General features: G+C 51.9%; 8 protein-coding genes. 4 read left to right on the forward strand and 4 right to left on the reverse strand.

All coding sequences use genetic code 11. From position 1 onward, the window contains the following. Window positions 1-60: 60 nt before the first annotated feature. Window positions 61-1482, forward strand: coding sequence for an ATP-binding protein (locus FUA23_RS14535; RefSeq protein WP_147931481.1), 1422 nt, complete (start codon window positions 61-63; stop codon window positions 1480-1482). 59 nt (window positions 1483-1541) lie between these two features. Then, window positions 1542-3206 (forward strand): FAD-dependent oxidoreductase, encoded by a 1665-nt coding sequence (locus tag FUA23_RS14540; protein ID WP_147931482.1) that lies wholly within the window; start codon window positions 1542-1544, stop codon window positions 3204-3206. Window positions 3207-3260: 54 nt separating this feature from the next. Here the strand turns inward: FUA23_RS14540 and FUA23_RS14545 are convergent, their stop codons facing one another. Then, window positions 3261-3503 (reverse strand): hypothetical protein, encoded by a 243-nt coding sequence (locus tag FUA23_RS14545; RefSeq protein ID WP_147931483.1) that lies wholly within the window; start codon window positions 3501-3503, stop codon window positions 3261-3263. 216 nt (window positions 3504-3719) lie between these two features. Between FUA23_RS14545 and FUA23_RS14550 the strand changes: the two genes are divergently transcribed. Continuing rightward, the gene (locus FUA23_RS14550; RefSeq protein ID WP_147931484.1) at window positions 3720-4928 is read left to right on the forward strand and encodes a bifunctional alpha/beta hydrolase/OsmC family protein; all 1209 of its coding nucleotides are present in this window, start codon (window positions 3720-3722) and stop codon (window positions 4926-4928) included. 192 nt (window positions 4929-5120) lie between these two features. Here FUA23_RS14550 and porN read toward each other — a convergent pair whose 3' ends face one another. The 3 genes from porN to FUA23_RS14565 all read right to left on the reverse strand — a co-directional run bounded on the left by porN (window position 5121) and on the right by FUA23_RS14565 (window position 8538). Beyond that, on the reverse strand, window positions 5121-6023 hold the full coding sequence (gene porN, locus FUA23_RS14555) for a type IX secretion system ring subunit PorN/GldN (protein WP_147931485.1): 903 nt from the start codon (window positions 6021-6023) through the stop codon (window positions 5121-5123). A 175-nt stretch (window positions 6024-6198) separates the two neighbouring features. Next, complete coding sequence (gene porM, locus FUA23_RS14560) at window positions 6199-7836, reverse strand: type IX secretion system motor protein PorM/GldM (RefSeq protein WP_147931486.1); 1638 nt, start codon at window positions 7834-7836, stop codon at window positions 6199-6201. Between the two features lie 96 nt (window positions 7837-7932). After that, window positions 7933-8538 (reverse strand): GldL-related protein, encoded by a 606-nt coding sequence (locus FUA23_RS14565; RefSeq protein ID WP_147931487.1) that lies wholly within the window; start codon window positions 8536-8538, stop codon window positions 7933-7935. A 639-nt stretch (window positions 8539-9177) separates the two neighbouring features. On the opposite strand from FUA23_RS14565, the gene FUA23_RS14570 reads away from it, so the two are divergent. After that, window positions 9178-12267 (forward strand): T9SS type A sorting domain-containing protein, encoded by a 3090-nt coding sequence (locus FUA23_RS14570; RefSeq protein ID WP_147931488.1) that lies wholly within the window; start codon window positions 9178-9180, stop codon window positions 12265-12267. Window positions 12268-12346 lie beyond the last annotated feature (79 nt).

Below are 12346 nucleotides of genomic sequence, written 5' to 3' on the forward strand. Positions count from 1 at the left end.
AAAAACAGATCGTATAACTTTTGTTAACAACCCTTCTCCGTTGCCCTACGTTAAGACGCCATGACTACCTGCCCCAAACCAGAAAACCTTTTGGAACAGCTTCGTGCGTTTGAAATCTTCGCCGACGTAAGTGATGCTGCCCTCAAATGGCTGATCGATAATAGTACCTATCACTGCCTGGAGAAGAACGAGTACTTCGTACGGAGCGATGAGCCCGTTCACCATATGCAGGTTGTTCTTACCGGTGGTTACGTTATCCGGAGGGAAAGCAAAGGGCGTAAACGGGAAATGGGGGTTTGGGAAGCACCGATGGTTGCCGGGTTGTTACCCTTCAGCAGGATGACCACATCTGCCGCAGAGGGTGTAACAACCGCTCCTACCAGCCTCCTGCAACTGCACAAGGATCATTTCACCGAGATGGTAAATCAGAGTTACCCCCTCACCCAGGCACTGGTGGGTGTAATGACCAATCGCGTCCGTGATTTTCAGCAGATGCAACTGATGGATGAGAAACTGATGGCACTCGGTAAGATGAGCGCCGGGCTCGCCCACGAACTGAACAACCCGGCATCGGCCATGATCCGTTCCGCTCAGGAGCTGCACCGCCACCTGCAACAGACACCAGAGAGGATCAAAGCGCTCTTCAAAATGAGGGTGAGCGACAGTGATGTCGATAAGATGAACGACGTTCTGTTTGAACGGATAGCCGCGAAGCAACTCAAACCAGGTGAAGACCTCAGCCTCATTGAACGGGAAGAACTGATTGATGAATTGCAGGACTGGTGTGAAGATCACGACATCAAAGACTGTGAGGAGATTGTCGACACCCTGATTGATTGGGGCTTCGAATCGGAGCACCTCGACCTGCTGGCCAAAATCGTTACCGGCCCCTCCCTTCAGGCGGTGCTCTGGTGGCTGGAAGCCTCCCTGACCACTGAATCCCTCGTGGATGAAATTCAGACCGCCAGCACCCGGATTTCCGAACTGGTAACTTCGATCAAAACTTACAGCCACATGGACAGTGACCCCAGCATGGAGTTCATAGACGTTCATGAAGGACTCATTTCGACACTGACCATGCTGAAATTCAAGTTCAAAAAAGACAAGAGCATAGGTTTCAGGAAAGAGTGGGACCGCACCCTTCCGTTCATCAAAGCCCTGCCCGGAGAACTCAATCAGGTATGGACCAACCTGATCGTGAACGCCCTCGATGCACTCGAGGGCCAGGAAGGCGCTCAACTCACCATCCGCACCTACAAACAAAGAGAAAACCTGTGCATCGACATCGAAGACAATGGCCCAGGCATTCCCGCCGACATACAGAGCCGGGTTTTCGAGCCCTTCTTCACAACCAAAGGAATCGGTGAAGGCACAGGAATGGGGCTCGACATCGTCCGGCGGGTACTCGAGCGACACAGCGGCAGTATTGGTATGGAAAGCGAACCCGGCCGCACTTGCTTCCGGGTCTGTTTCCCCTTATAACGATTTTCAACTCCACGGCTAAACACATATCCTTTAACTTGCAACCATAATCCTGCCTAATGAAGAAACCAGTAATTCTCTCCGTAGACGATGACCAGCAGGTACTCCGTTCTCTCAAACGCGATTTGCGCAATGAGTACAAATCAGATTATCGCATCATCAGTACCACGAGTGCCAACGAAGCTCTTGAAGCGGTAGAAGAACTGAAGAAAAAAGGTGAAACCATCGCACTCTTCCTCTCCGATCAGCGGATGCCGGAAATGCCGGGAGTCGACTTTCTCGAAAAAGCACGCAAGTTTTTTCCCGACGCAAAGCGGGCATTGTTAACGGCTTATTCAGACACCCAGGCTGCGATCAAGGCCATCAACGACGTTCAGCTCGATTACTACCTGCTGAAACCATGGAATCCACCGGAGGAGAAGCTGTTTCCCGTCCTCAACGAATTGCTCGAGGACTGGAAGCTGAGTTACCGTCCCGGATTCCAGGGCGTAAAGGTGGTGGGTTATCAGTATTCTCCTAAAAGCCACAACATCAAAGACTGGCTTGCCTCCAACCTCAAGCCCTACCAGTGGGTGGATGCCCAAAGCGAAAAGGGGCAGGAACTACTGCAACTTCACAACTGCGAAAATAAAGAGCTTCCCTTTGTCGTCCTCGAGTCTGGTGATGCTCTCCCCAACCCCGACCTGCCTGTATTGGCCGAAAAATTGGGAATGAGTGCCTCGGCCAACGAGCCGATGTACGATGTCGTCATTGTAGGCGGTGGGCCGGCCGGAATGGCCGCCGCTGTTTACGGAGGTTCCGAAGGCCTCAACACATTGATGATCGAGAAAAGAGCACCCGGTGGACAGGCCGGAACGAGCAGCCGCATCGAAAACTACCTTGGCTTTCCGAGCGGACTCTCCGGTGCGGAATTGACCCGCAGGGCAATGGCCCAAACGCTTCGTTTTGGCGTGGAGGTGGTTACCCCCAGAGAAGTCGCCGACGTTCGGATTCAGGACAACTACAAAATCCTTACCCTCGACGATGGTTCTGAGGTGAAAACCCGAGCCGTTATTCTTACCACCGGCGTGGAATACCGCCATCTGCCGGCCGAAGGGGCCGACAAGTTCTCTGGCGCAGGTGTTTACTACGGAGCAGCAATGACGGAGGCCAATGCCTGCTCCAACAAAATCGTCTACGTTGTGGGTGGCGGCAATTCTGCAGGGCAGGGAGCGGTTTACCTCTCCAAATTCGCAAAAGAGGTGCACATCCTGATTCGCAAACCAGACCTGACCTCCAGCATGTCGAGCTATCTGATCGATCAAATCGACGGAATCGAAAACATCAAGGTGCACGGTTACCGCCAAATCCAGGAAGTAAACGGAGACGACGACCGGGTTGAGCAACTTCTCATTCAAAACCTGGAGGATGATTCTGTTATCGACGCCGCAGCCGACTCCGTTTTCGTTTTCATCGGTGCACGCCCGCGTACTGAATGGATCGAACGCGGACAGATCACCATCGACAAGCGTGGCTTTGTGGTTACCGGGCGCGATCTTACGGCGACCAAAGAAGGGGCCACGAAGTGGCCATTAGAGCGTGCTCCCTACCTCCTCGAAACTTCCCAACCGGGTGTTTTTGCGGCAGGAGATGTACGGTCCGGCGCAATGAACCGGGTAGCCTCCGCCGTAGGAGAAGGGGCCATGGCCGTGAAGTTTGTCCATGCCTACCTGGCCGAAAATTAGCAGGCGGGGCCGCAGGTGCAAACGAAGTTTTTCTGAAGAGCAAAGCGCAAGCCCCTAGCCTGTTACTCCTTCGTAAAGTGCGTAAGCCGCCAGGCTTACCTTCAGCAACAAGCTCAGAAACTCCAGCCAAGGCTTCTTGTCGGCCAGTTCCGATGTTCGTTCAGTGGGGGTGAGCGGATAGGTCACAAAAACGATGATAATGTCGCGAAGGCGATCACGCTCCTCGGCACCAGGACCGGCATATTGGTCGTTTTCCTTTAGCTTCGGTTTGTTTTTAATTTCGGGAGGTGTAGACATGATTTGGGATGAGTTTGAACACTTGTAAGATAATCACTGTCCGCTCCTGACAACATCAGTGATGTTATAGTTGCCCCGGCCACCCCAGGTGACTTTTGCGGCCGCTTTTATCACCTCGCCAAAATTTCACCTTTGATGACCGAAGCAACTATATTACAAATTTAAAGTATTTGTGATAAAAAACAAACATTTTGTTTCATTTTTAAACCAATTACTTTGAAAAGCACTAAGATCTACTTTCCCAACGGGCGGGGGCAGCAACTCGCTGCAAGGTTAGAGCTTCCGGTAAACCGTCATCCGCATGCTTTTGCGTTATTCGCGCACTGCTTTACGTGTTCGAGTTCGTTGGCAGCAGTCAGGTACATAAGCCGGGAACTGAACCTACAGGGCTATGGCGTACTGCGTTTCGACTTCACCGGACTGGGCAACAGCGAAGGCGACTTTGTAGACACCAACTTCACGACTAACATCTCAGACCTCGTTGCCGCAGCAGAATGGCTCGGCGAGCATTACGATGCTCCGGCTCTTCTCGTTGGCCACAGCCTGGGTGGTGCAGCGGTACTCTGCGCCGCCAGGATGATCGACTCCGTAAAAGCGGTGGCCACCATCGGTGCCCCCTTTGCACCGGATCATGTTTCGGCCCACTTCGCCGCAGACATCGACCAGATCGAGACCGAAGGCGAGGCTACCGTAAGCATCGGCGGGCGCCCCTTCAGGATTGCGAAGCAATTCCTTGACGATCTCGACCAGCAACCTATCCTCGAACACATTAAAGACCTCGGTGCGGCGCTGCTCATTCTCCATTCTCCGCAAGACACAACGGTTAACATCGATGAGGCGGCTAAACTGTACACAGCTGCCTTTCATCCCAAAAGCTTTGTTTCGCTCGACGGAGCGGACCACCTCCTGACCCGGGCTGAAGATGCTCATTATACCGGCCAGGTTATTGCTGGCTGGTCATCGAGATATATCACTGCACCTGCGGCCGCGCCCCTCAGATCGGACAAAGAAGTCGCAGTAAGGCTCGGAGATGAAGGTTTCACAACGGAGGTCATGGTCCGCCAGCACCACCTTGTCGCCGATGAGCCCGAAAGCATTGGCGGCAACGATTACGGCCCGGGGCCGTACGAGCTCGTCAGTGCCGGACTGGGCGCCTGCACAGCTATGACCGTTCAGATGTACGCCCGCCGAAAAAAATGGCCCCTGGAAAATATTGAGGTACACATCGACCACCGGAAAGACTACGCAACAGATATGATCCTTGTGGACAAGAAGCCCACCAAAATCGATCACTTCGACCGTACCATCATCCTCACCGGAGACCTGACCGAGGAACAGAAAAAACGCCTTCTGGAGATTGCCGACCGCTGCCCCGTACACCGGACGCTGCACGAAACCGTAGAGGTGAAGACCGTATTGGGTTAACGCTGTCTCCCGGAGAGGAGACAGAAAAGCACGCTCCTAAAAACAAAAATGCGCTGTCGGCCAAGGGGCCAACAGCGCATTTTTATCGTAGTAAAATAACCTTTCGGGAGGTCTCGGCTCTTGTCTCCCCGGGTGCTGGTAATTCTCCCCGGCAAGAGGGACGGATACAAGTCGAGAACCAGGGTTAGTTTCTTAGTAAGACCAGAGGTCGTGCTCGAAGTTGAAGATCTCCTGCTTGATCCGCTCAGCTTCCATCAGACGCTCACGCCCGTCGGTTTTGTAATCCTGGATCCGGCGATCGGTTACGTTGCTTTGTTTGATGATGTAGCTGTTGAAGAAACGGCTTTCGAACACGTCTTCCCAACTGCGGTTGGCCGCATCGTTACCAGTAGCGAAGGCATTCTCGTTGGCCAGTACCTGGCGTGCGCCAGGGTAGTAAACCCAGAACATGGGGCGCTCGGTGATTACGTTACCGTTCTCGTCGAGTTCGTCGATCAGGGGGGCAATACCGAGGATGCGTACCTTCATGGTAGAGCTTTCCCGGTCGAAGAACCATACTTCCTGAAGGCGGTAACGACGAACATCGTCCGGGTTCAGTTCACGTGGCACCAGAGAGTAGGTTACCTCGTAAGTTTCAGGGTCAACAACGGGAACAGTGTCGATTCCACCTGCGATTGATCCACGCTCCAATTCGGTAAGCGGCGTGGTGAACTTATCATCCAGTACGCTGTAGAGTTCGATCTTACGATCATTCGCTGCCTCCATCAGGATATTGATGAGGGGGCGCTCCGGATTAGAGAAAGGAAGGTTGATCTTTTCTCTTACGTCAAGTACCCGCCATACGCGTTTCTGCCAGAGGATGTCTGCCTCACGGATGTTCTCGTACGCCAGAATACGACGTTCGTTCTTGGTCCGCTTCTCTACGATGTCATTAACGGGCGTAATGAAGATATTATCGGAAGGGTTGGCGGGGTCGCCGGTTCCGGGAAGAGTAATATTATCGGGATTGTCCTGCGGGTTACCTGGGCGCTGGGCAACCAGAACCGAAGAGGTACCGAGCAGAAGCAGGAGGGCCAGTTTAAGAGCTGCCTTCATGGGAGGGGAGTGATTAAAGAGGGAAAATGACTTATACCATCTACGAACGTAGCTTACAACGGGCATAGTGTAAAAGTCATGAAAAAAAACGAGCCTTCCGGAACATTTCCCGGAAGGCTCGCAAAAATCCGTTTTTATTTCGGCATATACAAACGATGCGCCGGCCTTAACGGATTTACTGGATCTGGAAACTCATGGTACCAAGGTCACGTGGTCCGTTGTCTCCGGGGCAACGCCCTTTGATGTTACGAATGGTGAAGTTGTCACCCGGCTTAGCCAGGTCTACCAGTTTCTTGGTGCTGGCGGTGAAGTTACCACCAGCATTGGTGCTCACCACTGGGTCAGCACGCTTAGGGATGTACAGCAATTCGAAACCGGTGATGCCACACTTAGCTTCGAAGTCGAAGTTCTCCAACTCAGCGTAAAGGCCAGACTGGCTTTTGAAGATGTTAGAACGGAGTTTTCCACCCGTGCTACCACCAATTTTCGCCTTCGGATCAGGAATCCGCTTCACGCGGAAATCGAAAGAACCAAGAGTTTGTCCTTTAGCAGTCACGTTTACTTTGGCGTCACCTACGCTGTTACCGGTTACGATCAGATTAGAGTTGTTACCAGACTTTTTAGAAGCTGCACCAGTAACGCTTACGCGGACGTCGCCGGAGGCAACACCGGCAGCGGCTACGGTTACGGGGTTATCCACACCGATGTAGAAAACGTTCATCTTGTCGGCAGAAACCGATACAGAACGCTGGCCTACTTCGTAGGTGAATTTGCCTTCGCCTCTTTTCACCTCTCCCGTGAGCGGGTTAGTTACCGCAACAGAAGTAGTGAGTGTTTTCTGGCCGGTTCCTGAACCGGTGATGCTGAAGTCAGCCGTACCGTCAGGGTTGATGCGCAGACGCTGTCCGTTTACACGGAGATCAACGTTAGAAGGATCGAGGCTCGAAGAGTAAGAACCTACAGAAACCTTAGCGTTGATCTTCTCCCCACCGATTACGTAGCTACGGTCGGCGTTGAAAACCGGGAAGAACTTGTCGATCTCAATCACCTTACCACCAGCGAGGCTGACCATATCGTTTACGAGGTTAGACTCGGAAACTTTCAGGTCAGACTTCATCTGAGAAAGCAGCGGCATTACTGCAGCTACGGGCATGTGGCCGAATTTGAAATCTTCCCAGCTTGGGCGATCAGCTTCTTTCCATGCTTCATCATCGATATTGAAAGGCATGTTAACGGCAACGCTCTGGATCTTAGCCTCGATATCGGCGGGCTTAAGGTCCATGTTCTGGCCGTGCTCGGTCAACAGGTTAGAGTAAGCATCGATGAGGCGTTGGCGGGTTTCGATAACTTTTTCCTTCAGTTCAGCACCGAGACCTCCCTGACCGTCTTCGCCAAGGACGAGCAAACGGGTAGTGATGTCTTTGTTCTTCTTGCCACGAAGCGCACGTACACCGTGGTCTACTTTGTAATCTTCGTCGTCAACTTCACCGTTATTGTTACCAGATCTGTCGATCATCAAGTCACGGAGTTGATCGACGTAAGTACCGAACTCACCGGAGATGGAGCGGACTTCTTCGATAGCTGGTTGAATAGGCTGAAAACGCTTCTTGGAATCATCTTCCAGGATGGTCTCAACTCCTTTAACCGTAGCGTCGAGTTGTTCGTCTACGGTAGCGATGGAGTTTTGGTTACCCTCATCGAGGGTTTGGAAAGCGTTCATAACCTCAGCAGAGACGTTCAGGGCCAACAGGGCCATCAGTACGAGGTACATGATGTTGATCATCAACTGCCGGGGTTCCTTTGGAATTGACATTGATATATATTTTTAAAAAACGGACGCGGCGGCAACGTTGCCGCCGCGTCGGTTTGCTTATGAAAAGGGGAATGTATTGCGCTAAGCGGTTGCTGCTTATGCGTTAGGGCCGCGCATAGCGCTGATCATGTTGCCGTAAACGGAGTTCAACGTGTTGAGGTTACCGTTCAGTGACTTCATGTTAGACTTGTACGCTTTGGTTTCGTCAGCAGTTGCTGCGAGGTCGGCCATAGCTTCGTTGAGCTTAGCGTAGAAGTTGCCCATCTGGCGAACTTGCTCACCGGTGCCGCTGAAGTCTGCATCCTGGAGCGCTTTGAGGCTACTCATGCTTTTAGACATAGTCTGGAGCTCAGTCAACATACCACCGAGCTGCTGCTCTACTACTTCTCCGTTAAGAGCAGCGCCGGAAGAAACAGCTGCGCCGCCGGAAGTCAGGGGCTGAACGTCACCGTCGTAGCTGCTGAGGCCGGGGTAGAGTTTGTCCCAGTAGTAGTCAGGATCAGGGCCAAGGATACCGATCAGCGCGAAAAGTGCTGCTTCAATACCAAGACCGATGGTGATGAGGTCAAACTTGATTCCTGCGATGGTGGGCATCTCCCAGGACTGGAGCTTGTAGAGGGCACCAAGCATTACAATCGCGGCACCAACGCCGATGATAAAATTCTTGATGTACTTGAAAGTGGGCGATTTAGTAAATGCCATTGTACGGAACGTGTGATTTGGGGAAGATGATGAAAGAAAGCTTAGTGCTTGTTTAGTTTTCCCGTTTTGTAAAGAAAGTGGGTTGCGATTTAGCGGCCGAAACCGTCTTAACGACCCTTTAACCGAAGTTAAGGGAAGCATATTGTTTTGGCGACCGCGAAAATACGGAGAAAAGCAGACAAAATCAAAAAACTACGATTTGAGAAAGGTAGCCGACAAATGTTTATCTCCTGCGTATTTGTTTGGGTCGCAATGGTGTAACGGCAAATCGGATTGCGTGTGCACTGCCAAAAGAAAAAATTTTTGAGGCTCACTTTATTCTTACCGGAGCTTTTCTTCCCCGGTTTGCCGCAGGCATGGATGCTGTTCCGGGCGCAGACGCAGGTGCAGAGCGACCGGTCTTCGAAAGCAGCATAAAAAGGCAGGAATTACTGTTATTGTTTTTTCAAATATAACGCGCAGTCCTTGATTAAGGAGAATAATATTTTGTACTTTCGCCATAGTTAAGCATACTATGCTACACATTCAAAGGGGCACAAACTATACCTAATTCAATTTCCTCTCCACCTGATGGCTTTTTACCCGACCAGCTTTTTGCTGCAGTCTCGGGTTGTTGCCGATCAGACCAAACCTCACTAAATGAGAACACTTTTACTTTTTACTATGCTACTACTATGTGGTAGCCTATCCGCACAGATTGGAATAAACGAAGACTTTGAATCCGGATTTCCCAGTTCATGGTCTAACGCCGGAAGTTCCTCATCTACTTTTGGGGCCTGTGACGGCACATCAATTCGGGATAACATCTACAGCGGCAGTGCAACCGGTTCAGTAACGACCAATACTGCTACCAATGCAACTACTGACGAAGTAACTATTTCCTTTGACTACAAAATAGTAGACTACTACAGCACCAGTTCGGCTGCTGATAGCGATTTCGGCCAGGTGGAACTCCTTTACTCTACTGACGGCTCCACCTTTTCTTCAATATGGACAACAACTACCCCCGTTGGCACTTGTACAAATCAAGTAGTTACGATCCCTGCTAATACTCTGACGGCAGGAGACGACGTAACCTTCCGCTTTGAATACACCTGGAATGCGGATGACTGGTATATCTATCTCGACAACTTCTCCGCGACTCAACCAGGAGCTTGCGTTGAGGCTACTGCAACCTATACTGTAGCTGAAGATTGCGCCAATGGTCAGTTCAGTATCGATGTAGCGGTGACCGATCCGGGAAGTGCTACCACACTTACCATTGCGGACGACCAGGGTTCAGCAACACAAGCCGCCAACCTCTCTGGAGTAAATACTTTTGGGCCGTACGCCTCCGAAACCGACGTGGTATTTACTATCACTAATGACCAGAATGGATCATGTTCTACAACCAGTCCAACACAAAGCTTTATCTGCCCTCCACCGAACGACCTATGTTCTGGTGCCGAAGCCCTCACCGTTACAACAGATGGCACTTGCTCTGCGCCCCTAACTACAACCAATTTGAGTTCTACCGCTTCGGGCACCACACCCACTCCGACTTGTGGGAGCTTCGGTGCCGGGCAGGACGTCTGGTACACGGCAATCGTACCAGCATCTGGTGACCTTACCATTGAAGTAGGCACTGCCGGTGGTCCTACGGATATGGTCATGCAGGCTTACTCGGGTACCTGTGGCGCATTAATAGCCATTGAATGTGACGATGACGGCGGCAGTAGCTTTACACCATTTCTTGAGCTTACTGGACGCACGCCAGGAGAAACGATTACGTTAAGGCTATTTGAGTCAGGAAATAACTCCTTTGGTGACTTCACGATTTGTGCTTACAGCCTGAACTGCGCTTCCCCAACGGCAACCTATGCCATTTCTGAGGATTGTGCCAACGACCAGTTCTACGTAGAAATAGTAATTTCTGACGTAGGCACTGCGACAACTCTAACTATTGCTGACGACCAGGGTTCTCCGACTCAAACGGCATCCATGACCGATACGTACACCTTCGGTCCCTATGCCTCCGGCACCAGTGTTGTATTTACAACTACCAACGATCAGGATGGAGCATGTTTTATAACCAGTCCAACACAAAGCTTTACCTGCCCCCCACCGAACAACGAGTGCTCTACGGCACAAGCTCTCTTCTGCGGAGGAACTCCAATTGACGGAAGTACGGTTAGTGCGACGGACAATGCTGACGGCATTGGTTGCGACATGGGGCCTGCTGTATGGTACACTTTCAGCGGCAACGGATTCGACGTAACGCTTACCGCAGACCCTGAATCAGGCTACGACATTGAACTGGGTGTATACTCCGGAGATTGCGCCGGCACATTGACCAGTGAAGAATGTGTTGATAGCGGTGGCAGTGGAACAGCTGAAGACTACACCTTCACTACCGTTAGTGGGGTTACTTATTACGCATCTGTTGGTCATTACAGCAACACAAGTACCCAAACGGGGGATTTCACCATCGGAATTGAGTGTGGGACTTGTGCGCCCCCCGAAGCAACAGCAACGGTGGCAACTTCTTGTAATCTCAGTGGAGAATATGAGGTGACACTTGACATCAGCAGCCTCGGTTCCGCCACCAGCCTGTCTGTAAGTGATGGCACACCACCAACAACCATTACTAATACTGGCGAAATCACTTATTCCTATCCTCCGGGAAGCGGCACTATTACTTTTACGCTCACCAACGATCAGGACGGAACATGTGAGATTACCCGGACCGCTACCATTCCTGCAGCATGCCCTCCCCCGAACGACGCCTGTGCAGGTGCCATCGCCCTTACCGATATCAGTGGGGCGCCTACGGCCGCCAGCGGTGATACTTATGACAGTTCTGATGCCACACAATCTGCAAGCGTAGATTATTGTACCGGCAATGACAACGATGATCTATGGTTTACCGTAACGGTACCTAACGGAGCAGGAGACGTAATTACCATTACAACTGGCGGGACAACCGACATGGTAATTGGACTCTACAGCGGAGATTGCGAAAATCTGGTAGGATTAAAGTGCGTAGATGAACACGCTAGTGGAGTAGATGCCCCCGAAACCCTTGTATATACCGTTCCCGCAGCAAGGGGTGGAGCCGCAGCACCGCAAACGTATTTTGTTCAAGTATACGACTACTTTGCCAGCGGCGGAGAGTTCACCGTATCCGCTTCCACGGCCCTGCCGGTAGACCTCATCTCCTTCAACGGACAGGCGATGGAAAAAGCCAACAAACTGACCTGGTCTACTGCCCGCGAGGAAGCCGCCGACCGCTACGTGGTTGAGCGCAGCAGCAACGCCAACAACGACTGGGCCGCAATCGGCGAAGTACTTGCCGCTGGCGACTCAGAGACAGAGCTCTTCTACGAACTGATGGACGAAAGCCCACTCGCCAATGCCTACTACCGCCTCCGCATGGTAGACCTCGACGGTACTTTCACCTTCAGCAACATCGTTGAACTGACCAACAATACCCTCGGCGATACCGGGCTCTCTGTCTTCCCTGTTCCCGCACTCAGCGAGGTTACCGTTGGCTTCGAGGCTCAGGCCGCAGGTAAAGCTATGATCGTACTGACTGACCTGACCGGCCGCACCATCAGCGAGCAGGAAGTGAACGTTGCTGCTGGCTACAACGCCGAAACAGTCAACCTCCAGCCTCGTGCCTCCGGTGTCTTCCTCGTTCGGGTGAGTGTAGATGGCCGTCAGATGGTCCACCGCCTGATCAAGCGGTAACCAATACTGAAGCATCGTTCTGATGCGATTCACAGCAGAATGGGCTGTCGGGAGTTCTTCCCGACAGCTCATTTTGTTT

Source organism: Neolewinella aurantiaca, from assembly GCF_008014675.1.
Taxonomy (GTDB): Bacteria; Bacteroidota; Bacteroidia; order Chitinophagales; family Saprospiraceae; genus Neolewinella; species Neolewinella aurantiaca.